This window comes from Frankia alni ACN14a, assembly GCF_000058485.1.
Taxonomy (GTDB): Bacteria; Actinomycetota; Actinomycetes; order Frankiales; family Frankiaceae; genus Frankia; species Frankia alni.
Genome location: NC_008278.1, coordinates 5,210,445 through 5,236,961 on the forward strand (window position 1 = coordinate 5,210,445; position 26,517 = coordinate 5,236,961).

General features: G+C 74.0%; 25 protein-coding genes. 13 read left to right on the forward strand and 12 right to left on the reverse strand.

Annotated features, from left to right (window positions below):
• The first annotated feature begins 63 nt into the window (after window positions 1–63).
• The 6 genes from helR (at window position 64) to mctP (ending at window position 7,506) form a co-directional block, all read left to right on the forward strand.
• Window positions 64–2,319: an RNA polymerase recycling motor ATPase HelR gene (gene helR, locus FRAAL_RS20990; RefSeq protein WP_011605925.1), complete on the forward strand. Its 2,256-nt coding sequence runs from the start codon at window positions 64–66 to the stop codon at window positions 2,317–2,319.
• A gap of 5 nt (window positions 2,320–2,324) precedes the next feature.
• Complete coding sequence (locus tag FRAAL_RS20995) at window positions 2,325–3,728, forward strand: sensor histidine kinase (protein ID WP_050997202.1); 1,404 nt, start codon at window positions 2,325–2,327, stop codon at window positions 3,726–3,728.
• Entirely contained in the window at window positions 3,725–4,330 is a 606-nt protein-coding gene (locus FRAAL_RS21000; protein WP_011605927.1) for a response regulator transcription factor, read from the forward strand. Before FRAAL_RS20995 ends, FRAAL_RS21000 begins: the two co-directional genes overlap by 4 nt.
• A gap of 302 nt (window positions 4,331–4,632) precedes the next feature.
• Window positions 4,633–5,295, forward strand: a complete 663-nt coding sequence (locus FRAAL_RS21005) for a GOLPH3/VPS74 family protein (protein WP_011605928.1) — start codon at window positions 4,633–4,635, stop codon at window positions 5,293–5,295.
• 118 nt (window positions 5,296–5,413) lie between these two features.
• Window positions 5,414–5,734: a DUF3311 domain-containing protein gene (locus tag FRAAL_RS31965; protein WP_011605929.1), complete on the forward strand. Its 321-nt coding sequence runs from the start codon at window positions 5,414–5,416 to the stop codon at window positions 5,732–5,734.
• Complete coding sequence (mctP, locus tag FRAAL_RS21015; protein ID WP_011605930.1) at window positions 5,731–7,506, forward strand: monocarboxylate uptake permease MctP; 1,776 nt, start codon at window positions 5,731–5,733, stop codon at window positions 7,504–7,506. Before FRAAL_RS31965 ends, mctP begins: the two co-directional genes overlap by 4 nt.
• A gap of 102 nt (window positions 7,507–7,608) precedes the next feature.
• Here the strand turns inward: mctP and FRAAL_RS21020 are convergent, their stop codons facing one another.
• Window positions 7,609–8,019, reverse strand: a complete 411-nt coding sequence (locus FRAAL_RS21020) for a type II toxin-antitoxin system VapC family toxin (RefSeq protein ID WP_041939574.1) — start codon at window positions 8,017–8,019, stop codon at window positions 7,609–7,611.
• The gene (locus tag FRAAL_RS21025; RefSeq protein ID WP_011605932.1) at window positions 8,016–8,246 is read right to left on the reverse strand and encodes a FitA-like ribbon-helix-helix domain-containing protein; all 231 of its coding nucleotides are present in this window, start codon (window positions 8,244–8,246) and stop codon (window positions 8,016–8,018) included. Before FRAAL_RS21025 ends, FRAAL_RS21020 begins: the two co-directional genes overlap by 4 nt.
• A 415-nt stretch (window positions 8,247–8,661) precedes the next feature.
• On the opposite strand from FRAAL_RS21025, the gene FRAAL_RS21035 reads away from it, so the two are divergent.
• The 3 genes from FRAAL_RS21035 (at window position 8,662) to FRAAL_RS21045 (ending at window position 11,426) form a co-directional block, all read left to right on the forward strand.
• Window positions 8,662–9,909 carry a M20 metallopeptidase family protein gene (locus FRAAL_RS21035; protein WP_041939575.1) on the forward strand — a complete coding sequence of 416 codons (1,248 nt, stop codon included), beginning with the start codon at window positions 8,662–8,664 and terminating at the stop codon, window positions 9,907–9,909.
• Between the two features lie 73 nt (window positions 9,910–9,982).
• A complete protein-coding gene (locus tag FRAAL_RS21040) occupies window positions 9,983–10,600 on the forward strand; it encodes a helix-turn-helix domain-containing protein (protein WP_041940820.1) in 618 nt (205 codons plus the stop codon).
• A gap of 280 nt (window positions 10,601–10,880) precedes the next feature.
• Window positions 10,881–11,426, forward strand: coding sequence for an NUDIX hydrolase (locus FRAAL_RS21045; protein ID WP_231861151.1), 546 nt, complete (start codon window positions 10,881–10,883; stop codon window positions 11,424–11,426).
• On the opposite strand, the gene FRAAL_RS21050 is transcribed toward FRAAL_RS21045, so the two are convergent.
• Window positions 11,354–12,205, reverse strand: coding sequence for a DedA family protein (locus tag FRAAL_RS21050; RefSeq protein WP_231861153.1), 852 nt, complete (start codon window positions 12,203–12,205; stop codon window positions 11,354–11,356). The two genes, FRAAL_RS21045 and FRAAL_RS21050, sit on opposite strands and share 73 nt — an antisense overlap.
• A 51-nt stretch (window positions 12,206–12,256) precedes the next feature.
• Window positions 12,257–13,111 carry an NAD(P)H-binding protein gene (locus tag FRAAL_RS21055; RefSeq protein ID WP_041939576.1) on the reverse strand — a complete coding sequence of 285 codons (855 nt, stop codon included), beginning with the start codon at window positions 13,109–13,111 and terminating at the stop codon, window positions 12,257–12,259.
• 737 nt (window positions 13,112–13,848) lie between these two features.
• Here FRAAL_RS21055 and FRAAL_RS21065 point away from each other — a divergent pair.
• Complete coding sequence (locus FRAAL_RS21065; protein ID WP_050997203.1) at window positions 13,849–14,157, forward strand: cupin domain-containing protein; 309 nt, start codon at window positions 13,849–13,851, stop codon at window positions 14,155–14,157.
• Between the two features lie 28 nt (window positions 14,158–14,185).
• Here the strand turns inward: FRAAL_RS21065 and FRAAL_RS21070 are convergent, their stop codons facing one another.
• Complete coding sequence (locus tag FRAAL_RS21070; RefSeq protein ID WP_011605942.1) at window positions 14,186–14,722, reverse strand: pyridoxamine 5'-phosphate oxidase family protein; 537 nt, start codon at window positions 14,720–14,722, stop codon at window positions 14,186–14,188.
• A gap of 165 nt (window positions 14,723–14,887) precedes the next feature.
• Between FRAAL_RS21070 and FRAAL_RS21075 the strand changes: the two genes are divergently transcribed.
• From FRAAL_RS21075 to FRAAL_RS21085, 3 genes are all read left to right on the forward strand, one after another.
• Window positions 14,888–15,928, forward strand: coding sequence for a zinc-dependent alcohol dehydrogenase family protein (locus FRAAL_RS21075; protein ID WP_011605943.1), 1,041 nt, complete (start codon window positions 14,888–14,890; stop codon window positions 15,926–15,928).
• Window positions 15,929–16,306: 378 nt separating this feature from the next.
• Entirely contained in the window at window positions 16,307–17,440 is a 1,134-nt protein-coding gene (locus FRAAL_RS21080; protein ID WP_011605945.1) for an LLM class flavin-dependent oxidoreductase, read from the forward strand.
• Window positions 17,441–17,665: 225 nt separating this feature from the next.
• Complete coding sequence (locus FRAAL_RS21085) at window positions 17,666–18,574, forward strand: SAM-dependent methyltransferase (protein WP_011605946.1); 909 nt, start codon at window positions 17,666–17,668, stop codon at window positions 18,572–18,574.
• A gap of 75 nt (window positions 18,575–18,649) precedes the next feature.
• Here the strand turns inward: FRAAL_RS21085 and FRAAL_RS21090 are convergent, their stop codons facing one another.
• From FRAAL_RS21090 to FRAAL_RS21120, 7 genes are read right to left on the reverse strand one after another with little or no spacing between them, the layout of a single operon-like run.
• A complete protein-coding gene (locus tag FRAAL_RS21090) occupies window positions 18,650–20,011 on the reverse strand; it encodes an LLM class flavin-dependent oxidoreductase (protein WP_011605947.1) in 1,362 nt (453 codons plus the stop codon).
• Window positions 20,008–21,510 (reverse strand): LLM class flavin-dependent oxidoreductase, encoded by a 1,503-nt coding sequence (locus FRAAL_RS21095; protein WP_011605948.1) that lies wholly within the window; start codon window positions 21,508–21,510, stop codon window positions 20,008–20,010. Before FRAAL_RS21095 ends, FRAAL_RS21090 begins: the two co-directional genes overlap by 4 nt.
• The gene (locus FRAAL_RS21100) at window positions 21,507–22,652 is read right to left on the reverse strand and encodes an LLM class flavin-dependent oxidoreductase (protein WP_231861154.1); all 1,146 of its coding nucleotides are present in this window, start codon (window positions 22,650–22,652) and stop codon (window positions 21,507–21,509) included. The genes FRAAL_RS21095 and FRAAL_RS21100 overlap by 4 nt, the downstream gene beginning before the upstream one ends.
• 60 nt (window positions 22,653–22,712) lie before the next feature.
• Window positions 22,713–23,612, reverse strand: a complete 900-nt coding sequence (locus FRAAL_RS21105; RefSeq protein ID WP_011605950.1) for an ABC transporter ATP-binding protein — start codon at window positions 23,610–23,612, stop codon at window positions 22,713–22,715.
• Window positions 23,609–24,493: an ATP-binding cassette domain-containing protein gene (locus tag FRAAL_RS21110; RefSeq protein WP_011605951.1), complete on the reverse strand. Its 885-nt coding sequence runs from the start codon at window positions 24,491–24,493 to the stop codon at window positions 23,609–23,611. The genes FRAAL_RS21105 and FRAAL_RS21110 overlap by 4 nt, the downstream gene beginning before the upstream one ends.
• Entirely contained in the window at window positions 24,490–25,542 is a 1,053-nt protein-coding gene (locus tag FRAAL_RS21115; RefSeq protein ID WP_011605952.1) for an ABC transporter permease, read from the reverse strand. Before FRAAL_RS21115 ends, FRAAL_RS21110 begins: the two co-directional genes overlap by 4 nt.
• Window positions 25,539–26,489 (reverse strand): ABC transporter permease, encoded by a 951-nt coding sequence (locus tag FRAAL_RS21120; RefSeq protein WP_011605953.1) that lies wholly within the window; start codon window positions 26,487–26,489, stop codon window positions 25,539–25,541. The genes FRAAL_RS21115 and FRAAL_RS21120 overlap by 4 nt, the downstream gene beginning before the upstream one ends.
• Window positions 26,490–26,517: the final 28 nt, after the last annotated feature.

A 26,517-nucleotide genomic window follows, 5' to 3' on the forward strand; every position in this document is an offset into this window, starting at 1 on the left:
GCGGGTGTTGTCGTCGACGACGAGGTCGCGCGGGGTCACGAGCCCCAGATCGGACCTGATGCCGTGAACCCCCAGACCACCAGCGCGTTCGATCTGCCCGACCGCCTCGCTCCCAAGGCCGACCCGAAGCTGATCGCCGACGACGAACGGCACTTCACGGCCATCGCGGCGAGCCTCGAGCAGTCGATCGCCGACCTGGCCGGCCGCCTCGACGCCGAACGCAGGGCACCCGGCGGCACGGGCCAGCAGGCGTTGGACCGAGACCTGGAGATTCACCGGCTGACCGCTCGCCTGCGCGCCCTGCGTCGCTTCGGTCTGGACCTGTGCCTCGGGCACATCGTCCACGCCGACCATCCCGAGCCCGTGTACGTCGGACGCCTCGGCCTCGCGGACAGCGCGGGCCGCCGGCTGCTGCTCGACTGGCGCTCCCCCGCGGCCGAGCCGTTCTTCGGTGCGACCCACGCCAATCCGATGGGCCTGACAAGCCGCCGCCGGTATCGCTGGACCCGCGGCCGGATCAGCGACTACTGGGACGAGGTGTTCACCCCGGACGGGTTCGACGGGCACGCCGCGCTCGACGACCAGTCCGCCTTCATCGCCAGCCTGGGCGGCGCCAGGTCGGCCCGGATGCGCGACGTGCTCGGCACCATCCAGGCCGACCAGGACGCCATCATCCGCGCCGGATCGGCCGGCGCCCTCGTCGTCGACGGCGGTCCGGGTACGGGCAAGACCGTCGTCGCGCTGCACCGCTCCGCCTACCTGCTCTATTCCGACCCTCGCCTCGGTCACCGCCGCGGCGGTGTGCTGTTCGTCGGGCCGCACCAGCCCTACCTGACCTACGTCGCCGACGTCATCCCCAGCCTCGGCGAGGAGGGCGTGCAGACCTGCACGCTGCGGGACCTCGTCGCCGAGGGAGCCTCGGCGACGATCGAGGCCGATCCGGACGTGGCGCTGCTGAAGTCGTCCGCGAACCTGGTCAAGGCGATCGAGACGGCCGTCCGGTTCTACGAGGAGCCGCCCACCAAGGGGATGACGGTCACGACCCACTGGAACGACATCTGGCTGAGCGCGGGCGACTGGGCCGAGGCGTTCGACGCACCGGCGCCCGGCACCGCCCACAACGAGGCGCGCGGGGAGGTCTGGGCGGAACTGCTCACGATCCTGATCGACTCCCACGACGGTGACGCCCCGGCGGAGCTGCTGCGCAGGTCGCTGCTGCGCAACCGGGAGCTGCGTGCGGCGTTCAACCGGGCGTGGCCGCTGCTCGAGGCGGCCGACCTCGTCGCGGACCTGTGGTCGGTGCCCGCCTACCTGCGCACGTGCGCTCCCTGGCTCAGCGCCGACGAGGTCGCGCGGCTCCAGCGCCCGGACGCGCGGGCCTGGACGGTGTCCGACCTGCCGCTGCTCGACGCGGCCCGCCAACGGCTCGGTGACCCGGAGGCGGCCCGCCGTCAGCGTCGGCATGCCGCCCGGGTCGCCGCCGACCGCGAGCACATGGCCAGGGTCGTGGACTCCTTCAGCGCGGCCGCCGACGACGAATACGGTGCGGGCCTGGTGACGATGCTGCGCGGCGAGGACTTCCACGACATCCTGGTCGACGAGAACGCCCTGCCCAGCACCGACCCGGACCTGCTCGCCGGCCCCTTCGCACACGTCGTCGTCGACGAGGCGCAGGAACTGACCGACGCCGAGTGGCAGATGCTGCTGCTGCGCTGCCCGTCGCGAAGCTTCACCATCGTCGGCGACCGGGCCCAGGCCAGGCACGGGTTCACCGAGTCGTGGCAGGAGCGGCTCGGGCGGATCGGGCTCGACCGGATCACGCTGGCCCCCCTGAGCATCAACTACCGGACGCCGGCGGAGGTCATGGCGCAGGCCGAGCCGGTCATCCGGGCCGTGCTCCCCGACGCCAACGTGCCGACCTCCATCCGCAGCAGCGGCGTGCCCGTCGTGCACGGGTCCACCGCCGAGCTGGCTTCGATCCTGGACACCTGGCTCGCCGCGCAGCCCGACGGGATCGCCTGCGTCATCGGTACCGGCGACGGCAGGGACGCGGCGCTGCCGACGACGCCCCGCGTCCGGTCACTGACCCCGGAGCTGTCCAAGGGGCTCGAGTTCGACCTGGTCGTCCTCGTCGACCCCGAGGCGTTCGGCGACGGCATCGAAGGAGCGGTCGACCGCTATGTCGCGATGACCCGGGCGACCCAGCAACTCGTCATCCTCCGGCGGACCGAACAGGCTGAACAGCCAGGGCCGACCGAACAGCCAGGGCCGACCGAGCAGCCAGGGCCGACTGAGCAGGCTGAGCGAGTGGGCGGGTGAGGACGATGTCCGGGTCGGCCGGCTCGGGCGCGGTCGGGACATCCCCGCTGGGGGCACTGCGCCGCTGGCTGTTGCAGCCGGCGCTGCCGCAGCCGGTGCGGATGGATCAGCGGGGCGGCCTCCACCTGGACCCCTGGCGGTGGCGCCGGGTCGCCGGCATCTTCTTGATCTATCTCGGCTACGCCGTCTCGGACATGCTCGCCCTGCACGACGGCGCCGTCGTCGTCGTGTTCGGCTGCGCCGTGCTCGTCGGGTTCAGCCTGCTCTACCTGTGGGCGGTTCCGCTGGTCGCCTTCCGTGGCCGCCGGGAGCTGCGGAATCCGCTGCTGCTCGGCATGACCGCCTGCATCGCCGCCTACCTGCCGGTCGCCGGCGGCGGCGGCCTGGTGATGACGATCTACCTGGCCGTCGCCCTCGTCCTGCTGTTGCGTCCGGTCGTCGCCGTCCCGCTGATCCTCCTGATCGCCGCCGTCGACACCTGGCTGCCCGAGCACGTCACGTGGTGGCACTCCCACGGTGAGCAGTGGTCGCTGTCCGGGCCCGTGCTGTTGGCCGCGGTGACCATGCTCGTGCGGGCGGGCGCGCGTAACCAGGTCGAGCTGTCCCGCGCCCATCGGGAGATCGAACGGCTGGCCAAGGAGCAGGAGCGGCTGCGGATCGCCCGCGACCTGCACGACCTGCTCGGCCACGCGCTCACCACGATCACGGTGAAGGCGGAGCTCGCCTCGAAGCTGGCCGAGCGGGACCCGGCGCGCGCCGCCCGCGAGATGGCCGAGGTCGCCGCACTCGGCCGGCAGGGCCTGGCCGACGTGCGGGCCACCGTCGCCGGCTACCGGGAGGTCAGCCTGGTCACCGAGCTCGCCGCGGCCCGTGAGGTGCTCGCCGCGGCGGGCATCCGGGCCGAGCTGCCCGCATCCGTCGACGAGGTGCCCGGGGGCCTGCGGGAGCTGTTCGGCTGGGTGGTCCGCGAGGGCGTGACCAACGCGGTGCGCCACAGCGGCGCGCAGCACCTGCGCGTCACCGTCGACGACCGCAGCATCGAGGTGGTCGACGACGGCGCCGGCCCCGCCGACGCCGCGGGCCTCGACGCCCCGGGCTCCGGCGACGCCCCGGGCTCCGGCGGCGCCCCGGGCTCCGGCGGTGGCACAGGCGGTGGCGGTGGCTCTGGCGGGGCCGCGGGCCCTGGCGGTACCACGGGCCCTCGCGGGGGCACGGGCCTGGCGGGGCTCTCCGAGCGGGTCGCGGCGGCGAGGGGCCGGATCGAAACCGGGCCCGCGGCCGCGAGCGACCCCTCGCCCGGCTTCCGGCTGCGGGTCGTCGTCGCGCCACCGGCCCCCGCGGCTCCTGCGGACCCTCCGCTCGCGCAGGGGACCGGCGGCCCCGCGGAGCCGGCGGCGGCACGCTCGTGATCAGGGTTCTGCTGGCCGACGACCAGCATCTCGTCCGCGGCGCGCTCGCCGCGCTGCTCTCCCTGGAGGACGACATCGAGGTCGTCGGCCAGGTCGGGCGCGGCGACGAGGTGGTCGCCGCGGTCGGCGCGCTGCGCCCGGACGTCGTGCTGATGGACGTCGAGATGCCCGGCATCGACGGGCTGGCCGCCGCGGCGGCGGTGCGTGCCACCACGCCGACGACCCAGGTCCTGATCGTGACCACCTTCGGCCGCACCGGCTACCTGCGCCGGGCGATGGAGGCCGGCGCGCTCGGCTTCGTCGTCAAGGACGCGCCCGCCGAGGCCCTCGCCGCCGCGATCCGGCGGGTCGCCCGCGGGGAGCGGGTCGTCGACCCGACCCTCGCCGCCGCCACCCTCGCCGGCGGGGCGAGCCCGCTCACCGGGCGGGAACGGGACGTCCTCGTCGCGGCCCGCGACGGCGCGACCGTCGCCGACATCGCCGGGCGGCTGTTCCTCTCCGAGGGCACCGTGCGCAACTACCTGTCGTCCGTGATCGCGAAGACCGGCACCCGCAATCGGATGGAGGCCCTGCGCACCGCCGAGGAGTCCGGCTGGCTCTGAGTGCCCGCAGCAGCGGCGGCCCCGCCCCCGCGAGGAGGCGAGGGTGGAAGCACCATGAAGGCGCTCTCCCCTGCATCCTGGCTGTGCGGCCTGGGGGGTTGCGGGGTGGTTCGACTGTCGGCCGGGCGACGGAGGATTGCGCTCGCGGCGGCGAGGGCATGATCCTCGTCTGCAGAATGGGGCCGGTCCCGCTCCGTCCGATCTGGAGGAGTTCGATTCCGGAACGGTTCGGTTCCGGATCGGTTCGGGTTCGGGAGGGGGACGATCCCGAACGAGGACGATCCCGGAGGAGGACGACGGCCGTGCTGCTCGCCGAGGACCTGCTGCTGCTCGCGCTCGACCCGGACCGCGGGACTCCGGTGAACTCCTCCCGCCAGCCGCTGGGCGTGGCGCTGTGCGGCGCGCTCGTCGCCGAGCTGGGGCTCGCGGGGCTGGTCGAGGAGGACGGCCGGCGGCTCGCGCCGATCGGTGCCCGACCCGCGCACCCGTTGCTCGCCGACGTCCACGCGACGCTCGGCACGGTCCGCGGGCGGCGGGCGGCCGACCAGCTCCGCCGCCTGGACGGGGCGATCGGCGGGGTCTGGTCCCGCACCGTCGACGGGCTCGTCGACGCCGGGGTGCTCGGGCGCCGGCGCGACCGGGTCCTGGTCGTGCGGATCACGCATCATCCCGTCCTGCGCGCCGAGGCGCGTGACGAGGTCGTGAAGCGGCTGCGGGCAGCCGCGGCCGGCGACGGTCCGCTGGACCCGCGCACGGGCACCGTGCTCGCCCTGTCCGGGCCGTCTCGTCTGCTGGAGGTGGTCGCTCCGCAGCGCGCCGACCGTCGCCACGCCAAGGCTCGCATCGCGGCCGCAACGGAGCAGACACCGATCGCGCCGATCGTCCGGAAGGTCATCCAGGAGGCGCAGCAGGCGGCCGCCGCCGCCGCGACCACCGCGGTCGTCGCCAGCACGGCATCGAGCTGATCACGGTACCCCGCGAAGGCCACACGCCACGGGCCCGCTGCACCACAACCCACAAAGATCGCAACCTATAGTCATCATCCGACTCCCCTGTGCAATCTCTCCTCAGGAGTGACGCCGGATGACGCATGCCCGTGGCACCGCCGATCCCGGCGGTCGCCCCCGCCGATCCCACACCCCCCGCCGGTCGGGGCGGCCGCCCGCGTGGACGGGCGGGGTCGTCGGGCGGACCGTCGCCGCGGTCGTGCTCGCGGTGCAGGTCGTCGCCCTGCTGTTGGTCGGCACCTACGCGCGGCACGGGCCGCGGCTGTGGGGATTTCCGTTCTTCTACTGGTACACGCTGCTGTGGCTCCTGCTCGGTGCAGCCGGGATGGCCGGCTGCACCTGGCTGCTGGGCCGCACCAGCGGGCGGGAGACCGCCGGCGGCCGGGGGGACCGGTGACGGCGGTCGGCGCCGGCCTGGCGCCGACCGCCGGTGCTCCGCTCGCCGCCGAGTCGCCGCACACCCCCTTCCACGGGGTGGAGTTCGCGGTGTTCACCACCCTGTTCGCCGCGGTGGCGATCCTCGGATTCGGCGCTGTCCGCTGGCGGCGCACCGGGCCGGGACCGTTGGCGAGCCTCGACGAGTGGGGGCTCGGCGGGCGCGGATTCGGCTCGTTCGTCGCCTGGTTCCTCATCGGCGGCGACATCTTCACCGCGTACACGTTCGTCGCCGTGCCCGGCGCGATGTACGCGGCGGGGGCCGTGTCCGGCTGGTTCGCCGTCGCCTACACCACCATCGTCTGGCCGATCGTCTTCGTCCTGATGCCCCGGCTGTGGACCGTGGCGCACCGGCACGGCTACGTCACCCCGGCCGATCTCGTCCGCGGCCGGTACGGTTCGCGTGCCCTGGCCCTCGCGGTCGCCGTCACGGGCATCGTCGCGACCATGCCCTACATCGCCCTGCAGCTCGTCGGCATGCAGGCGGTGCTGGAGGTGATGGGCGTCGGGACGAACAGCGCCAACCCGGTCGTCCGCGACCTGCCGATCATCGTGGCGTTCGCTGTCCTCGCCGCCTGCACCTACACCGCCGGTCTGCGGGCGCCGGCGCTCATCGCGTTCGCCAAGGACCTGCTCATCTACGCCGTCGTGCTGGTCGCCGTCGCCGTCCTCCCGCACCGGCTCGGCGGCTTCGGCGCGATCTTCGACGCGGCCGAGCACAAGTTCGACGCGGCGAACGCCGCCGCGGCCGGGGCGGGGGCGGGCCACCCGGCGACGGCCGTGTTCATCCCCGGGCCGAAGGAGTTCCTCGCCTACGGCACCCTCGCCCTCGGCTCGGCGATGGCGCTGTTCCTGTATCCGCACGCGATCACCGGCGTGCTGGCGACCCGCAGCCGGGAGGTCATCCGCCGCAACACCGCCGTCCTGCCGCTGTACTCCCTGCTGCTGGCCTTCCTCGCGCTGCTCGGCTACGTGGCGATCGCCGCCGGGGTGCACACCACGAACCCGCGCCTGGCGGTGCCGCTGCTGTTCGAGCGGGAGTTCCCGGCGTGGTTCACCGGCGTCGCGTTCGCCGCGGTCGCGATCGGCGCGCTGGTTCCCGCCGCGATCATGTCGATCGCGGCGGCGAACCTGTTCACCCGCACGATCTACGTCGGGCACCTGCGGCCGGGCGCGACGGCGGCCGAGCAGACCGCCGTGTCCAAGGTCGCGTCGCTGCTGGTGAAGGCCGGGGCGCTGCTGTTCGTCCTCGGCCTGGACACCCAGAACTCGATCAATCTGCAGCTGCTCGGCGGGGTGTGGATCCTGCAGACGTTCCCGGCGGTCGTCCTCGCCCTGTGGCGGCCCCGGCTGCACCGGCGGGCGCTGCTCGCCGGCTGGCTGGTGGGCATGTGCTACGGCACCGCGCAGGCGTACGGGCAGCACAGCGCGGCCGCCCGCCATTTCGGCGGGTCGCTGGCGACCGTGCCGGGGCTCGGCCATGCCGGCTACATCGCCGTGACGGCGTTCGCGCTCAACCTGGCCGTCGCCCTGCTCGGCACCCTGGTGCTGCGCGCCGCCGGCATCCCGAACGGACCCGACGAGACCGCCCTCGACTCCGACTCCTGCTCCGACGAACCCGATACCAGTGAACGCGACGCGAACGAACCTGATGCGCACACATCTGACGAGACCGTGCCCGGGCAGGCCCGTCAGGCGGTGGAGCCTGACGGCTCGGCGCCGTCACAGCGATGACTCGATGACCGGACCGAACGAGGCCGCATCATGCCAGCGTCCCGGCCACCGGCTCGTCCTTCCGCCGCGATCCGGTGATCTGGCTGCGCCCCGCTGACGACGTCAGGCGTACACCTCGATCGTGCAGGTGGCGACACCGCCACGCGCGATCCGGGCGTCGCTGGTGATCAGAGGAAGCCCCAGCGTCTCGGCGAGCGCGACGTACTGCGCGTCGTAGGCGCTGAGGGTGTGATGCAGCTCGCGGACGCGCCGCCACAGAACCAGGGTTTCGTGTCGCACCAGCGGCAGAAGCTGATAGTCGGCGACCGCCTTCCCCATCTCCCGCTCGGTCAGCTTGCCTCCCCGGCGCATCCCGAACAGTGCTGAAATCATCTCGTAGTCGAGCAGGCCGGGTGCCAGAAGCGACTCGACACCGGTGAGCCGACGGCGCACGGCAACGCCGCCCGTGCCGTGATCTGTCAGCGTTCGCACCAACGCCGAACAGTCGATGACCGCCGTCTCGCCGCCCCTCAACGGCGCTCCCTGCCCTCGTCGATCGCGGCGAGGATGTCCGAGGTATCGACGTCGGACTGCGTCTCGCGGTCAAGGCGGGCCATCATGTCCGCCAGGCTCGGCGTCCGTGCCTCACGGGTGACCAGGTCGAGCAGGTAGGCCTGCAGGCTCCGCCCGCTCTGGGCGGCCTTGACCTTCAACGCCGCGAGAGTCGAATCTGACACGTCACGAATGGTGATCGCGGTCATGACTGCATTCTAGCTGCCGGACCTGCATTATGCAGGCGTGGCGACCTGTTCCGACTGCCGGCCTCGTGCAGGTCGAGCTTCAGCCGGCCGAAAGCCAACGGCCAACGGCCGCCGGCCGCCGACCGCCGGCCGCCGCTGAATGTCACCGGCGTCATCCTCAGGACCCGCGCGTACCGGTCAACGGTGCGTTCGACGTCGGCCACGGTCAGCACGAGGTGGTCGATGCGGTCGACGTGCATAGTGGTCTGCCGCCGCAGTCGGCTGATCCCACGGCTACCGTAGGTCCGCCACCGACCACGGCGGGATGATCATCCGACGCGGGTTCGCCACACTCTCGTGCAGGCTCAGTCCGGGCACCGTCGCACCTCACCGGTGGTCGAGCCCTTCCCCTCCCCGCCCACCGAGAGGACCAGCCATGTCCGTGCTCGACGACGCGCGATCCCTGTCGGACGACCTCGTGCACCTGCGGCGTCGCCTGCACCGCGAGCCGGAGATCGGCCTGGATCTGCCGCGGACGCAGGACAAGGTCCTCGCCGCCCTCGACGGGCTCCCGCTGGAGGTCACCACCGGCCGCGGCGCGAGCTCGGTGACCGCGGTCCTGCGCGGCACCGGCGAGGGCGCGGGTCCGGGGCCGGCGCCGGCGGTGCTGCTGCGCGGGGACATGGACGCGCTGCCGGTGCAGGAGAGCACCGGGTTCGACCACGCCTCGACCGTCGAGGGCGTGATGCACGCCTGCGGCCACGACCTGCACACCGCCATGCTGGTCGGCGCGGCGCACCTGCTCAGCGCGCGCCGCGACCGGCTGCCCGGCGACGTCGTGTTCATGTTCCAGCCCGGCGAGGAGGGCTGGGAGGGTGCCCAGCAGATGATCGACGAGGGGGTGCTCGACGCCTCCGGACGGCGGGTGTCGGCGGCCTACGGGCTGCACGTGTTCTCCGCGGCACTCCCCCGCGGGCAGTTCGGCGGCCGGACGGGCGCGATCACCTCGGCCTCGGCGATGCTGCGCGTCACCGTGCGCGGCGAGGGCGGCCACGGCTCCATGCCGCACCGCGCGCACGACCCGGTCGTCGCCACCGCCGAGATGGTCCTCGCCCTGCAGACGATGGTGACGCGCCGGTTCGACGTGTTCGACCCGGTGGTGCTGACCGTCGGCGTCCTGCGGGCCGGTACCCGACGCACCGTGATCCCCGACGAGGCGTACTTCGAGGCGACCGTGCGCACCTTCTCCCCGGCCACCGGCGAGCTGGTCGAGCAGGCCGCCCGCCGGCTGCTGCGGGGCATCGCCGACGCACACGGTGTCACCGCGGACGTCGAGTACGTGCCCGAACGCCCGGCGACCGTGAACCATCCGGCCGAGACGGCGCTCGCCGCCCGCGCCGTCGCCGAGACGTTCGGCGAACGCCGCTACACCGCCCTCGCGCACCCGCTGGCCTGCTCGGAGGACTTCTCCCGGGTGCTGGCGCAGGTGCCCGGCAGCTTCGTCGCCCTCGGCGCGACCGCCGCGGGCGCCGACCCGAACACCGCGCCGTTCAACCACAGCCCCCGCGCCCGCTTCGACGAGACCGTCCTGCCCGACGGCGCCGCGCTCTACGCCGAGCTCGCCACCCGCGCCCTCGCCGCCGCCGGCGACCCGGACCTGACGGCGACGACGACCCGGACCTGACGGCGACGACCCGGACTTGACGGCGACGACCCGGACTTGACAACGGGAGTTGCCGGCACGGCAAATGGGCCCCATGGCCGACACCGACCCGCAACCACCGGGACGCGAGGTTCTCGACCGGGTGGGCCCGCGGCTGCGGGCCCTGCGCCGCGCCCGCCGGACGACCCTCGCCGAGTTGTCCGCCGCGACCGGGATCTCGGTGAGCACGCTGTCGCGGCTGGAGTCCGGCGGGCGGCGAGCGACCCTGGAGCTGCTGCTCCCACTCGCCCGGGCACACCAGGTGACCCTCGACGAACTGGTCGACGCGCCGGCGACCGGAGATCCCCGGATCCACCCGCGGCCGACCGTCCGCGACGGAGTCGTCTTCCTGCCGATGACGCGACGCCCGGGCGGCCCGCGCGCCTACAAGATGGTCTACCCGGCGCATTCCCCGGCGGGCCCGCCCGACCAGCGGGTGCACGAGGGTTACGAATGGCTGTACGTGCTGTCCGGGCGGCTGCGGCTGGTGCTCGGCGAGCACGACCTGCTCCTCGGGCCGGGCGAGGCGGCGGAGTTCGACACCCGCACACCGCACTGGTTCGGCAATCCGGACCCCGCCCCGCTCGAGCTGCTCAGCCTGTTCGGTCCCCAGGGCGAGCGGATGCACGTCCGAGCCCGGCCCACGGCGACCGGCGCCGCGGGTGGCCGCTGAGGGCCACGGTCCGCGGCGGCGTGGTGACCACGCCGCCGCCCGGCACAGTGTCCGGGACCGACCGCCGACCCGTTACCCGGCCGTCAACACCCGGCCGTCAACGCGGCATGACCGGCGGTCGCGCCAGAGAAAGGCAGCGCCCGTGCCATCATGAGGCCGTGGGGTTCGGGGACCGGCCGAACGTCCGACCACCCCGGCCACGCACCGACGACGAGCACCCACGATGAGTACGGACAATGAGTACCGATAATGAGTACCGACGATGAATGAGGATTACAGATTGAACGATCGGGTGATCTCCGTGCTTCGGGACTATCTGGTCGCGTACCCGACGGAGGCCGAGGGGCTGATCCCGCTGCTCGACCTGGCGGCCACCGCGGCGCCGGTCACCGCCCGCACCACCCTGCCAGGCCACGTGACCTGCGGAGCGATCGCCGTGGACACGACCTTTCGCGTCCTTCAGGTCCGCCACCGCACCCTCGACCGCTGGCTTTTCCCGGGCGGTCACGTCGACGACACCGACGCCACCCTCGTGGCCGCCGCCCTGCGGGAACTCGCCGAGGAGACCGGCGTTCTTCCCTCGGCGGTCCGGCCCCTGCGCGGTCTTCCGGTCGACATTGACGTCCACGCGATTCCCGAGAATCCGGAGAAGGGCGAGCCGGAACACACCCACTACGATTTCCGGTTCATTTTCCAGATCCTGCGGTCCACCGGTCCGGGCACGGTGGACCTGCGCCTCGACGAGGTCACCGATCACCGGTGGATCCCGGTGTCGGATCTGGGCGGGCTCACCGGGGCGAGAATCTCCGCCGTGCTTGCGGGCTGACCTACCGCGTCACGGTCGCCCGCCCACGCACGCCCGCCCCGCGCCCGTTTTCCCCGCGCGCGCCCGGCCCGCGGGTCGTCGGCCCCGTGCTCGTTTCCCCCGTGCTCGTTTCCCCCGTGCTCGTCGGTCTCACGCTCGTCGGTCTCACGCTCGTCGGCCCCGCCGTCGCCCGCTGCTCGGTCATCGTGGGGATGCCGTCGCGACCACAGCCACCGGCCGCCCTCGATCGCCACGGTGACCGTCCCCGCGAGCCCGAACGCGAGGATGAAGCCCTTCCACGGCGCGTCGGTGAAGGTGGAACCGCCCACAAAGCCGAGCAACGCGTTGTAGCCGCTCCAGCCGATGGCGCCGACCGCGGCCGCCGGCACGAAACGTCGGTAGTCGAAGTGGGTGGTACCCGCCACCAAGGTGGTGGCGGTCCGGCCGCCCGGCACGAACCTGGCGGCGATGATCAGGGTGACACCGCGGCGGTCGAGGGTGCGCCGGGCCCAGTCGAGCGTTCGCTCCCCGCGCGGTCCCCGGACGACCAGGCGGGCGACGCGCTCACCGAACAGGCGCCCCAGGCCATAGGCGAGGTTGTCGCCCGCGAACGCCCCGACGGCCCCCACAACCATGATCAGGATGAGGTTGAGGTCGCCGGAGCTCGCGAGCACCCCGCCGGTGATGACCATCGTCTCGCTGGGGACGACCGGCAGGACCGCGTCAAGCAGGCAGATTCCCCAGACCAGCAGGTAGGTCCACCAGGCACCGGACATCGCGTCCACAAGTTGGTCGAACACACCCCAGGTCGTTTCCCACCGGAGCCCGCGCAATCCGGTTGCGCGGCACGGCTACCGCTCGGGACGGAAGGCCGACGCGTGATCCGCGACCCAGGTGGCAAAGGTGCGCGCCGGCCGACCCGTGACGGCGGCGACGGTGTCCGAGACCGCTACCGGCCTGCCGTCGCTGTCCGCCTGGTACCGCAGCAGCGTGTCGGCAATCCCGGGCCAGGCCGACGGGCCCATCTGCGCCAGCAGCTGCTCCCGGGCCTCGTCGAGCGGGACGGCCTCGAAGCGCAGGGGACGGCCGATCACCTCGCCGATCACCTCGACCTGCCCTCGTGCCGGCAACGACTCCGGGCCGGTGAGGGCGTAGCGCTGTCCCTCGTGGCCGGGTTCGAGCAGCGCGCGGGCGGCCACCTCGGCCATGTCCCGCTCGTGGATCGGCGCGGAGTGGGACTCGGGATACGCACCGCGCACCACGCCCTGGGCCCGGATCGACGGCGCCCAGGCCAGCGCGTTCGTGGCGAACGCCCCGGGCCGGACGAAGGTCCACGCCAGCCCGGACGCCGCGATCGCCTCCTCCACCACCACGTGGCGGTGGGCGATCGGGTTCGAGCGATCGGGCTCCTGCGCCGACTGCGAGGACAGCAGCACGATCCGTTCGACCTTCGCGGCCGCGGCGGCGTCGAGAAAACCGTCGATGCCCGCCGGCTCCGCGTAGAGGAACACTGCGCGGACGCCGTCGAGCACCGCCGGGATCGACTCCGGCCGAGCCAGGTCTGCCGCCGCGACCTGCACGCCCGCCGGCACGTCCGCCTGGGCCGGATCCCGGCTCACCACGCGCACCGGCGCGTCCACGGCCAGCAGTTCGTCGATCAGCGCGCGGGCCACCGAACCGCGCCCACCCGTCACCAGAATCGTCATGCGAATCCGTCCTCCTCGCGATACCCAGACTGATCCAGCCCGTCGGTCCCGACCGCTCCCGCATCCGGCAGCACGCTCGGCGGCCATCGCCACCTGACGCGCCGCCGGATCCGCCATGACCACCAGCCCGGCCAGTCCCCGTCGTCTCCAGCCTTCACGATGAAGTCCTGTTCATGTCCACCCGACGCGCCGGATAAGTTTGTCCGGTGGACACAGTCGAGTTCCGCATCGAATCCGCGGCGTTCCCGACCGGGCCGGACACTGCCGTCGAACCGTGGGTGAACGGAGTCCGCGTGCGGGATCTCGCCCGCACAATCGAGCGTCCGTTTGCCGAAGCGAAGGGGCACCGAATCGGGCGGGCGCCTACGCGGGTCTGGGCACCGACCGCGACGTGCGTTGGCCAAGCCGGCACTTCCTCGGCGAACCGCGGATCTCGTGGTTCGGCGACGGCGATACCGTCCTGCTCGGCTGTCGCTGCGGAGAACCAGGTTGCTGGCCGCTGACCGCCGACATTGTGGTGACCCCCGAGACGGTCGGTTGGCAGCATTTCCGAAACGGCCATCGATCCTGGGACCTCCATGCTCTCGGGCCGTTCCGATTCGCCGCCTCGGACTACCTGGCCGCCCTCGAGCGGACCGGCGACGGGCCCGGTTCGACCCGGTGACGGACCTCCCGTCCGTCAGGGTCGACGAGGTCGCCGCGTGGCACGACGCCCCCTGCGGTACTACCGTTCAGGCATGGTGCGGCCGGCTTCCGTAATCGTGGCGAACGGTGCGGTGGCGCCCGCGGAGGCGGAGGCGGCGCTGCGCGGGCAGGGCCTCGACCCGCAGCGCTGGTCGGCCGGCCCCGGCACCTGGTTCGCCGCCCATGCACACCCGGAGCACAAGGTGCTCGTCTGCACAGCCGGGGAGATCACGTTCTTCGTGGGCGACGAGCGGTGGCCGATGGCCCCGGGCGACCGGCTCGACCTGCCCGCCGGGACGCGCCACGAGGCGTCGGCCGGGCCGGCCGGCGTGACCTGCGTCGAAGCGTACCGACCCGAATAGCCGCGCCGTCGAGAGCGCCCGGTCGGCGTCAGGGAGCGCGGTCGGGCGGCGTCGGCGTCCAGACTCCGGCGTGGCGCTCGACGACGACGGGAAGGAGGCCAAACGGATCCGGGTGCAGGCGGCGGGTGAAGTCCATCAGCTCCAGCCGCAGGGGGTCGAGCCGCAGCAGCACGAAGTCGTCCCCGAGCGGGCCGGCGGGGAAGAAGGCGGCCAGACCGTCCTCCCATTTCGCGGCGCGCTCGCGCTCGTCGTCGACCACGCTGACGGTCGCCGCGACACTCAGGTAGGCGAAGGCCGCCCGGTCCTCGACCGCGTAGATCACCTGGATGTCGGGGTTCGCGGCGATGTCGGCAACCTTGCGGGAGCGCGGGCTGGTGCCGATCCACACGACGAGGTCGTCGGTCACGGCGAGGTGTTGGACGAGCCGGACGTGGGGGGCAACCCCGTGGGAGCCCAGGGTGGCGAGGAAGCCGTAGGCATTGCTGCGCAGCAGGGCCCGCGCCGCCGCCAGGGCCTCCTCGACGGGCCCCGCCCCCGGCGCGGGGTCGGCAACGACATCGGCCATGGAACGGACGATAGCGACCGGCCGGGGCAACCGCCGCGGCGCCCCGATCGTCCCGGATCGGATAGCGTCCTGATGGCAGGTACGGTTCCGTCCGGGCCACGGTCGGAGTGCACCGCGACCGCGGCGGGTCATCGCCGCGACGATGCGTCAGGGAGGCATGGGGCTGTGCGAGCGACCCTGCTGGAGGACGTCGGGAAGATCGCGCTGCGGGAGTTCCCCGACCCGGTCGTCCAGCGCCCCACCGACGCGGTGGTGCGCGTGACCGCGAGCTGCATCTGCGGCTCCGACCTGCACCCCTACCGCGGTAAGACGCCCAGCGTGTTCCCGAAGCGCATCGGGCACGAGTTCGTCGGCGTCGTCGAGGACATCGGCGACGAGGTCACGACCGTGCGGCCGGGCGACGTGGTCGTCGCCCCCTTCCTGATCAGCGACGGCACCTGCCGGTACTGCCGCGCCGGCCTGCACACCTCCTGCGAGAACGGCTCGGTCTGGGGAACCGACGACGGGTCCGGCGCCCGCTCCGACGCCTGCCAGGGCGACCGGATCCGCGCGCCGTTGGCCGACGGGACCCTGGTCCGGGTCGGCACCGAGCTGCCCGAGGCGTTGCTGCCCGACGTCCTGGCGCTGTCCGACGTCATGGGCACCGGTCATCACGCCGCGGTCTGCGCGGGGGTGGGTCCGGGTTCCACCGTCGTGGTCGTCGGCGACGGCGCGGTGGGCCTGTGCGCGGTGCTCGCGGCCCGCCGCCTCGGGGCGGAACGCGTCGTGGCGATGTCGCGGACGCCGAGCCGGCAGAAGCTGGCGGCCGAGTTCGGCGCCACCGACATCGTCGCCGGTCGGGGCGCCGAGGGCATCGCGCAGGTGGGCGAGCTGCTCGGCGACGGGGCCGACGCCGTCCTGGAGTGCGTCGGCTCGCAGGAGTCCCTGGAGCAGGCCGCCGCGGTCGCCCACCCCGGTGGACGGCTGGGTTGCGTCGGCGCCCCCCTGGGCAACCTGCCCCTGGGCCCGTTGTTCATGAAGAACGTGCGGCTGGCGGGCGGGGTGGCGCCGGCGCGCGCCTACCTGCCCGAGCTGCTCGACGACGTGCTTGCCGGCCGGGTGCGACCCGGGCGCATCTTCGATCTGGAACTGCCGTTGGACGAGGTCGCCGAGGGCTATCGGGCGATGGACGAGCGCCGGGCGATCAAGGTGCTGCTGCGTCCCTGAGGGCTGCGGCGTTCTCACTTCTCAGCGTGCCTCAGGCCGCACCGTCCGTGCGGCGTTTCACCGGGCGTGGCGATGGACTGGACCCCGGCAGGGGCATACCGTTGGTTCATGCGCGGGGATCCCACTCTGGTCTGCCGCCTGCACGTCGATTTCGCCCGGGTGGCCAGCGCGCTGTGTCGCGCCCCGCGCCGCTCGGTGTCCCCCTGACCGGTGCCGCGGCTGGCCCGTCGAGCGGCTGATTCACCGACAGGATCGCGGGACACACGTCCACCGGTCCGGACGCACCGCCGATGCGCACCTCAGGCCGCCGATTCCTGGCTCAGGCCCGCCGATCCGCCCCTCGCCCGCCCCTCGCCTCCGGCCATCCGGGAGACTCGCGTGAGCGTGCACGCCCACTGGTTCCTGCCCACCTCGGGGGACAGCCGCAACCTCGACGCCGCCGCGGTGAGCGCCAAGGAAACCCCCCACCTGCAACCGGCCGCCCAGCGGCCGCCCAGCATCGGCTACCTCGCCCAGATCGCCGCCGCGGCGGAGTATCTCGGGTACGAGGCCGTGCTCACCCCGACCGGGACCTGGTGTGAGGACGCCTGGCTCACCACCGCGGCCCTGCTGCGCGAGACCACCCGGCTGCGTTTCCTCGTGGCGCTGCGGCCCGGTTTCCTCAGCCCCACCCTCGCCGCGCAGATGGCGGCGACCTACCAGCGCATCTCCGGCGGACGGCTGCTGCTCAACGTGGTCACCGGCGGCGACGCCGACGAGCAGCAGCGCTTCGGCGACTGGCTGAACCACGACGCCCGCTACCGGCGTACCGAGGAGTTCCTGCAGGTCGTCCGGGGGGCGTGGACGGGCCGGCCGTTCACCTACGACGGCGAGCACTACGCGGTGCGGGGCGCCACCGTCCGCGAGCGTCCCGAGCCGACGCCACCGATCTTCTTTGGCGGCGCCTCCCCCGCGGCCGAACTCGTCGCCGCCCGGCAGGCCGACACCTACCTGCTCTGGGGTGAGCCGCCGGCCGCCGTCGCCGAACGGCTCGACCGGATGCGGGCCCTGGCCAAGGACCAGGACCGGGAGCTGCAGTTCGGCATCCGGCTGCACGTCATCACCCGGGACACCGCCGACGCCGCCTGGGCGGTCGCCGACGAGTTGCTCGCCCAGCTCGACCCGGCGGCGATCGCGGCGGCGCAGCGGCGCTTCGCCGGGACCGAGTCCGTCGGGCAGCAGCGGATGGCGGCCCTGCACCGCGGCAGCCTCGACGCGCTGGAGATCTCCCCGAACCTCTGGGCGGGATTCGGCCTCGTCCGCGGCGGCGCCGGCACCGCGCTCGTCGGCAGCCACGCCGAGGTCGCGGACCGCATCGCCGAGTACCACGATCTGGGCATCGAGCACGTCATCCTCTCCGGCCATCCCCATCTCGAGGAGGCCTACTGGTTCGCCGAGGGCGTCCTGCCCCTGCTGCGACACCGGGGACTGCTCGCGCCCGTCCCGGGGCCGGCCGCCGCACTCTCGTCCTGACGACCAGGGCCGCGCGCGCCCCTCCCGACCACGAACCTTCACCGGTGGCGGCCGGTGCGGCGCACGCGACAGGCACTGCGGTGCGTCGGGCCCGCTGCGCAGGCCCTGACCGTGCACAACGCACCGCATCCGGCCCTGGCCCGGTTTCGGCCGCGGGGACGGGATACGTACCGGATGCACCCGCTCCCCCACCGCAGGCGCGCGGTCACCCACTAAGGTGATTCCGTGACAATCCGCCAAGAAGACGGGCATGACGCGACTGAGGGCACCGGCTTCGACCTGAAGGTCGACGTGCCGCATCCCGCCCGCATGTACGACTACTTCCTCGGCGGCAAGGACAACTTCCCCGCCGACCGGAAGACCGCGGAACAGGTCCTCGGCGTGTTTCCGAACTCCCGGATCGTGGTCCGGCAGAACCGCCTGTTCATGACCCGGACGACCCGCTACCTGGCCGCCGAACTCGGCGTGCGGCAGTTCCTCGACATCGGCACGGGCATCCCGACCTCGCCGAACCTGCACGAGGTCGCCCAGGCTGTGGCCCCCGACGCGCGGATCGTCTACACCGACAACGATCCGATCGTGCTCGCCCACGCCCGCGCCCTGCTGGCCAGCACCCCACAGGGACGCACCGCCTACATCGACGCGGACCTGCGCGACACCCGCCGCATCCTCACCGCCCCCGAGCTGCACCAGACCCTCGACCTGACCAGCCCGGTCGCGCTGTCCCTCATCGCGATCTTCCATTTCATCCCGGACGGCGACGACCCGTACGGGATCATGCGCCACCTCGTCGACCTGCTCCCGTCGGGCAGCTACGTCTCGCTGACCCACCTGACCGCCGACCACGACCCGGCGATGCGCGAAGTCGAGCGGGCCTACCTGGCCAGCGGAGTCCCCATGCACCTGCGCACCCGCGCCCAGGTCGAGCGCTTCTTCGACGGCCTGGAGCTCGTCGAGCCCGGACTGCAGGTCGTGCACCGCTGGCGGCCCGAGCTCGCCGACCCGGCCGAGACCGACCCGGCCGGCGACGGCGCGACCGCGACAGACCCGGCCGCCCGGGTGAAGGCCATCCCGCTGTCGGAGCTGACCGACGCCCAGGTGAGCATCTACGGCGCAGTCGCCTACAAGCCCTGAGGGCGGGCCCAGCGCCGGGCGCCGGCGGGATCGACGGGGACCGGGTCGACGGGGACGAGGTCGACGGGGACGAGGTCAGGTCGACGCTACGGAGCGGGAGGCGTAACGGCTCGGTGGGCGCGGGAGGCCTAGGTGCTCGCGCAGGGTGCGGCCGGTGTAGGCGGTGCGGAACAGGCCGCGGCGGCGCAGCTCGGGGATGACCAGATCCACGAAGTCGTTCAACGCGTCCGGCAGATACGGGAAGATCACGTTGAAGCCGTCGGCGGCGCGCTGGTCGAACCACTCCTCGATGTGGTCGGCCACGGTCGTCGGCGTGCCGACCAGCGTCCGGTCGTCCCGGGCGATCTGGTCGGCGAGCTGGCGGATGGTCAGGTTGTTCGCCCGCGCCTGGTCCACGATCTGCCGCTGGCCGCTGAGGCTCTGGTTGGACGGCGGCAGCTCGGGCAGCGGGCCGTCGAGCGGGAACGCGGTGAGATCGAACCCGCCGAGCCGGTAGCTCAGGTCGGCGAGCGCGACCCGCGGGTCGAGCAGCGAGCGCAGCGCGGCGATCTTGTCCTCGGCCTCGGCCTGGGTCCGCCCCACGATCGTGGACAGCGCGGGCAGCACGATCACGTGGTCGGGGTCGCGTCCCGCGGCCGCGGCCCGTGTCTTGATGTCGGCGTAGTACGCCTGCGCCCCCGGCAGGGTCGGATGCGCGGTGAAGATCACCTCGCCGACCCGGGCCGCGAGGTCCCGGCCCGTCTCGGACGCGCCGGCCTGGACGACGACCGGGCGGCCCTGCGGCGGCCGGGCGATGTTCAGCGGCCCGCTGACCCGGAAGTGCGTCCCGGCGTGGTTCAGCCAGTGGATCTTCTCGGGGTCGAAGTAGACCCCGGCGGTCTGGTCGTGCCGGAAGGCGTCGTCGTCGAAGCTGTCCCACAGCCCGGTCACCACGTCGTGGAACTCGGCGGCCCGGGCGTAGCGCAGCTCGTGCTCGACGTGGCTGTCCAGCCCGAAGTTCTGCGCCTCCGCGTCGTTGAGGGAGGTGACGAGGTTCCAGCCGGCCCGTCCACCGGACAGGTGGTCCAGCGAGGCGAACGTCCGGGCCAGGTGGTAGGGCTCGTTGTAGGTCGTCGACGCCGTCGCGACGAGACCGATGCGGGTGGTGGCGGTGGCGAGCGCGGCGAGCAGGGTCGTCGGTTCGAAGGAGTCGTTGACGACGGAGACGCGGGAGAGCACCTCCTGGCTGGTCAGGGGGACGCCGACCAGGTCGGCCAGGAAGATCGCGTCGAAGGTCCCCCGCTCGGCGGTGCGGGCCAGCTCGATCACGTGCCGGATGTTCACCCCGGCGTCGGCGACGGCGTGGGGGTGCCGCCAGGCGGCGAGGAACTCCCCCGGCGGCTTGAGGAAGGCGTTGAGATGGACCTGACCGCTGCGGCGAGGCTGCGTCGACGTCATCGGATTCCCGCCCCGCTCGTCTCGACGCCGGACGCGGCGCCCGATGGGGTGCCTGGCGGGGTGCTGCCTGGCGGGGTGCTGCCTGGCGGGGTGCCGGGTGCCGTGCCTGGTGGAGCGCTCGGCGCGGCCGGGAGGGAGCCGTCGCGGTGGGCGGGGTCGTCCCGCCGCGGGGCGGCGACCGGGCGCGGCAGCCCGAGATGCCCGCGCAACGTGGTCTCGGTGTAGGACTCGCGGAACAGGCCGCGGCGGCGCAGCTCCGGCACGACCTGGTCGACGAAGTCCTCGGCGGCGCCGGGCAGGTAGGGGAAGCCGACGTTGAAGCCGTCCGCGCCGCGCCCGGTGAACCATTCCTCGACGTGGTCGGCGATCGTCTCCGGCGTGCCGGTGATCATGCCGCCGCCGGAGGACCGCCGGGCGAGCCCACGGATCGTCAGGTTCTCGCGGCGGGCGAGGTCGAGCATCTGCTCGGAGCGGCTACGGCTGCGGTTCGTCTCGCCGACCTCGGGCAGCGGCCCGTCCAGCGGATACCCGGAGAGATCCACGTCGCCGACGGTGTCCTGGACGAGGCGACGGGCGACGTCGTCGTGGATGAGCTCCAGCAGCTCGTCGCGCCGCGCGCGGGCGGCGGCCTCGGTGTCCCCGACGATCGGCGCGAGGACCGGCCAGACCAGCAGGTGGTCCGGGTTGCGCCCGTGCGCCGCGGCCCGCGCCTTGACGTCGGCGTAGAACCGCTGGGCACCGGCGAGGGTGCCCTGCCCGGTGAACACCACCTCGCCGTGACGGGCGGCGAAGTCCTTGCCCGCCTCCGACGAACCGGCCTGGAAGATGACCGGGTGGCCCTGTGGGGGTCGGGAGATGCTCAGCGGACCGCGCACGGCGAAGTGCTCGCCGCGGTGGTGCGGGGTGCGCAGGCCGGCGGGGTCGTAGTAGCGACCCGCGGCGGTGTCGCGCCGCACGGCGCCGTCGTCGAAGCTGTCCCACAGCGCGCGGACGACCTCGACGAACTCCTCGGCGCGCCGGTAACGCAGCCCGTGTTCGAGGTGGGCGTCGCGGCCGAAGTTCGCGGCCTCCTGCGGCAGCACCGAGGTCACCGCGTTCCAGCCGGCGCGCCCGGCGGACAGGTGGTCGAGCGAGGCGAACTTGCGGGCGACGTGGAACGGCTCGCCGTAGGTCGTGCTGGCCGTGCCGACCAGGCCGATCCGCTCGGTCACCGTCGACAGCGCGGCCAGCAGGGTCAGGGGCTCGAACCGGACCGACCGGGCTGTGCGGTGCAGCGCGTCCAGGTCCGTCCCCGAGATCGCGACGACGTCGGCGATGAACAGGGCGTCGAAGGTGCCGCGTTCCAGCGTCTGGGCGACCCGGAGGTGATGGTCGAGGTCGAGTTCGCCGTCGGGCGGGGACAGCGGGTGGCGCCAGCCGGCGATGTGACCGCCGGCGCCCTGCAGCACGGCGCCGAGCGTCAGCATCCGCCGCGAACGCCCGTCGGAGGTGGTGGTCATCGTTTCCTCCCAGGTCCGGCGGAGGTCCCCAGGCCGGCCGGTGCCGGCGGGCCGGGCGGGGGCGGGGACGGTGGCGGGTCGGGCACGCGCGGCGCGGCGGGCACGGGTCCGGCCGCGGGTCGCCAGCCCAGCGCCGGGGCGATCTCGGTGGCGATGAGCTCCATGCGGCGCAGGGTCGCGTCGAGGTCGGCCGCCGCGCCGGCCTCGCCCTGCACCGCGGCGATGAAGTAGGACACGGCGGCGGGGCCGACCGGGTTCGTCGCGAGGCTGTGGATCACCACGCCGACCGGGCCGTGGTGGACGTTCATCGCGTCGAGCGCGGCGCCGTCGTCGAGGTCGGCGGGGAACCCGAAGTTCTCCAGCCAGGGGCGAAACCGGGCGATGTCGGGAGCCAGGTCCACCCGGGCGGCCAGGCGGTCCGGCCCCGGGAACACCCCGTGCGAGACGGCGAGGCGCGCGCCCGCGGGATCCCCGCCGACGGCGTGGTGGGCGGCCTGGTGGGCCGCGAGGTAGACGTCGGCGAGGGGACGCTGCGCGGACCCCGCCGGGCCGATGCCCAGCAGCAGCCCGTCGCCGGCCCGCGCCGCCGCCCGCGCCCCGTCGGCGCTCGTCGTCGAGTCCCAGAACCGGCTGGCGAGGGTCGGCGCGGGCGGGTGCAGCCGCAGCCCGTCGGTCCCGGCGATCGGCTGCCCGGCCAGCAGCTCCCGCAGCCGGCCGCGCGCGGCGTCGAACAGCTCCCGGCGGCGGGCGACGTCCCGGTCGAAGGCGCCGAAGGCGGGCGCGCTCGGGCCGCCGGTGCCGAGCCCGAGCTGCAGGCGTCCGCCGCTGAGCGCGTCGAGGACGGCGGCGTCCTCGGCGAGTCGGACCGGATCCTCCAGCGGCAGGACCACGACGGCGGTGCCCAGCTCGATGCGCCGGGTCGCCTGGGCGGCCGCGGCGAGCAGCAGCAGCGGCGACGGCAGCCGGCCGTAGTCGGGAGAGAAGTGGTGCTGGGCGAGCCAGCCGCCGTCGAACCCGAGTTCCTCCCCGGCGACGAACAGCTCCACCACCTCGCGGTAGACGGCGCCGGCCGGGCGGCCACGGCCGTGCACATGGGTGAGGAAGCCCAGCCTGAACGGGCCGGGGCCGCCGGGTGCGGGCATCGCATCCTCCTGGTCGAACCTCATCGGACTGCGGCGAACCTCATCCCCTGCATGCGCCGGTCAGGGCGGCGGCAGCCGTGGCACGGCGGCGAGCAACGCCCTCGTGTACGGGTGGGCCGGCCGGGACAGCACGTCGCCGGTCGCACCCTGCTCGACCAGCGTGCCGCCGCGCATGACGGCGATCTGGTCGCAGAGCCGGGATACCACGCCGAGATCGTGGGAGACCAGCACGAGGCCGAGGCGGTGCCGCGCGGCGAGCTGGCCGAGCAGGTCGAGGATCTGGGCGCGGACGGCGACGTCCAGGGCGCTGACCGGTTCGTCGCCGACGAGGACCCGCGGCCGGGGCGCCAGCGCCCGGGCGATGGCGATGCGTTGGCGCTGGCCGCCGGAGAACTCGTGCGGGTAACGCCCGCGGACGCCGGGGTCGAGGTCGACGGCCCGCAGCACCTCGTCGACCCGCTCGTCATGGTCGCCGGGAACGCCGAGGCAGACCAGCGGTTCCGCGACGGCCGCGCCGACGGTCATGCGCGGGTCGAGCGAACCGGCCGGATCCTGGAACACGACCTGGACCTCGCGGCGAAACCAGCGCAGCGCCCGGGGACGACCGGGGACGACCGGCCGGCCCCGGTAGCGGACGGTGCCGGCGTCGGGCCGGTCCAGCCCGAGAAGCAGGCGGACGAGGGTCGACTTGCCCGACCCGGACTCGCCGACGATGCCGAGCGCCGCCCCGTCGGCGAGGCGCAGGGTCACGTCGCGCACGGCGTGGCGGACGCCGGGTGGGCCGAACGGCGACGTGCGTGGCAGGCGGTAGCTCCGCCGGAGCCCGGTGGCCTCGAACAACGGCCCGGCGGCGTCCAACGACGGATCGGCGGCGTCCAACGACGGCCCGGTGGCGTCCAACGACGGATCGGCGGCGTCCAACGACGGATCGGCGGCGTCGAACAGCGGATCGGCGGTCACGCGATCGTCCCCGTTGTCGTCGCCTCGGACGCCGGGGTGGGGACATCCGACCCGCGCGCGGTCGGCGCCACCGCGCCGCCGCCGGCGGCGGGGAGATCCCCCTGAGTCAGCCGCGCCGCCGCCAGCAGCGCGCGGGTGTACGGATCCGCGGGGGCCCGCAGCACGTCGTCGGTCGCACCGGTCTCCACCACCCGCCCACGGCGCAGCACGGCGAGCCGGTCGGTGCCGGCCGCGACCACCGCGAGGTCGTGCGTGATGAACAGCAGGGCGGTGCCGGTGTCGTCGACGAGCCGGCCGAGCAGGGCGAGGATCTCGGCCTGGACGGTGACGTCGAGTGCCGTCGTCGGCTCGTCCGCGAGCAGCATCGCCGGTCGGCACGCCAGCGCCGCGGCGATGCAGACCCGCTGGCGCTGGCCGCCGGAGAGCTCGTGCGGATAGGAGCGGACGAGCCGCTGCGGGTCCGGCAGCCCGACCGCCGCGGCGAGTTCGACCGCGGCCCGCGCCGCCGCCTGGCGGGAGTACCCGCGGTGCAGCCGCAGTGGTTCGGAGATCTGGCGGCCGACCCGCATCAGCGGGTTCAACGCGGTCGACGGCTCCTGGAAAATCATCGCCAGGTCGCGTCCACGCAGCCGGGACAGCTCCCGGTCCGAGCCGCCGAGCAGTTCGCGGCCGTGCAGGCGAACGCTGCCGGTGACGCTCGCGCCCGGTGGCAGCAGGCCGAGCACGGCGAGCGCGGTCAGCGACTTGCCCGACCCGGACTCGCCGATGAGCCCCACCCGCTCACCCGCGGCCAGGGCGAAGCTGACGCCGTCCACCACGTCGACGCCACCGAGCCGCACCCGCAGATCGGTGACCTCCAGCACCGCCGCGCCGGTCGTCATGTCCGGCCCTCCCCGCGGACCCGGTGCCAGCGCGCTCGCGGAACGGCCCCGGCCATGAGCCCCGCCGAGGCCGAGGCCGCGGGCGCTGCCGGCGCCGGGGGCACGTGCGCCGCAGGGGGAGCGGGCGCCGCGGGGGGAGCGGGCGCCGCGGGGGGAGCGGGCGCCGCGGGGGCCGCGTGCGGGGCGCCGTCGGAGTCCGCGGCCGGGCGCTCGCGCAGCCGCGGGTCGCCGGCCTCGCGCAGGCCGTCCCCGAGCAGGTTGAAGCCGAGGACCGTCAGCACGACCGCGAGGCCGGGCCACAGCAGCGTCAGCGGTCGCAGGGTGAGGTACGGCTGGAGTTCGGCGAGCATCCGTCCCCAGGACGGCGTGGGCGGCGGGGTGCCGAACCCCAGGTAGGACAGCGCCGCCTCGGTCAGCACGGACAGACCGAGGATGAGCGAGAGCTGGACCCACACCGTCGGCGCGATGTTCGCCAGCACGTGCCGGCGCACGATCCGACCGGTGCCGGCGCCGGCGGCCCGCGCGGCGAGCACGTAGTCGGCGCCGAGCACCCGGCGGACCTCGCCGCGGGTGACCCGGCCCAGCCCGATGCCCGCCCCGACGCCGATGGCGACGATCGCGGTCCAGCGCGAGCCGCCGTACACGGCCGCGAGCACCATGGCGAGCAGCAGCACCGGGAACGCCAGCAGCACGTCGACGAGGTGCGCGACCCCCTCGGAGACCGGGCGCGGCGGCAGGGTCGCCAGCAGCGCGAGCCCCACCCCGACGACCGCGGCGATCGCCGTGGCCGCCACGGCGACGACCAGGGTGGTGCGCGCGCCGACGAGAACCTGGCTGAACAGGTCCCGGCCGAGCCGGTCCGCGCCGAACCAGTGCGCGGTCCCGACCGGTGCCCAGGACGCCGCCGGATCCACCCGGGACGGGTCGTACGGCGTCCAGACCAGCGACACGACGGCCGCGACGACGACGAGCCCGGACAGGACCGCGCCGAGGCGCCCGGACCGGCTGCCCCACACGCCGCGGGCCAGCGCCCGCACCGAGCCGGTCACCGGGCGCCGCGCAGCCGCGGATCGAGCAGCCGGTGCGCCAGGTCGACGCCGAAACCGACGACGAGCACGGCCGTGGTGACCAGCAGCACCGTGCCCTGCACCTTGACCAGGTCACGGTTGCCGATGTCGGCGACGAGCATCCCGCCCAGCCCGGGCAGCGCGAACACGTTCTCGACCACCACGGCACCGAGCAGCAACGTCGCGAACTCCAGGCCGAGAATCGACACCACCGGCAGGGCCGCGTTGCGGATCCCGTGCCGGCGCAGCGCCTGCCCGCGGGTCAGGCCCTTCGCCCGGGCGGTCCGGATGAAGTCGGCGTGCAGCACCTCCAGGGTCGCCGAGCGGACGAAACGCAGCAGCACCGCGGCCTCCACCACCGCCAGGGTGACCACCGGCAGCACGAGGGCGCGTACGGCCGCGACCGGATCGGCCCAGCCGTCCGCGGGGAACCCGCCGGCGGGCAGCAGCCGCCAGTCGACCGCGAACACCGTGACCAGCATCAGCCCCACCCAGAACGTCGGGACCGCGAGGCCGAGCTGGCTCAGCGCCGACAGGGCGACCCCGGAGGTCCGCCGGTGGCGGGCGGCCGCCAGGACACCGAGCGGCGCGGCGACCGCGAGCGCCAGCACGGTGGCGGCGCCGACGAGCGGGGCGGTCACGGTCAGCTTCTCGGCGAGCTCCCCCGACACCGTGGCCCCGTTGAGCGCCGAGACCCCGAAGTCCCCGGTCAGCACGCCGCCGATCCAGTCCAGGTACTGCGCGGGCAGGGACCGGTCGGCGCCGATCTCGTGGCGGATCCGCAGCACCTGGTCGGGCGAGGCGGACGTCCCGGCCAACACGTCGGCGGCGTCACCGGGCAGCAGCCGCAGCAGCGCGAACACGAGCAGGCTGGCGACGACCAGGGAGACCGCCAGCAGGCCCAGCCGCCGCAGGAGGATCATCGCCATCGGCGCGCCGCCCCACCCCCACGGCCGC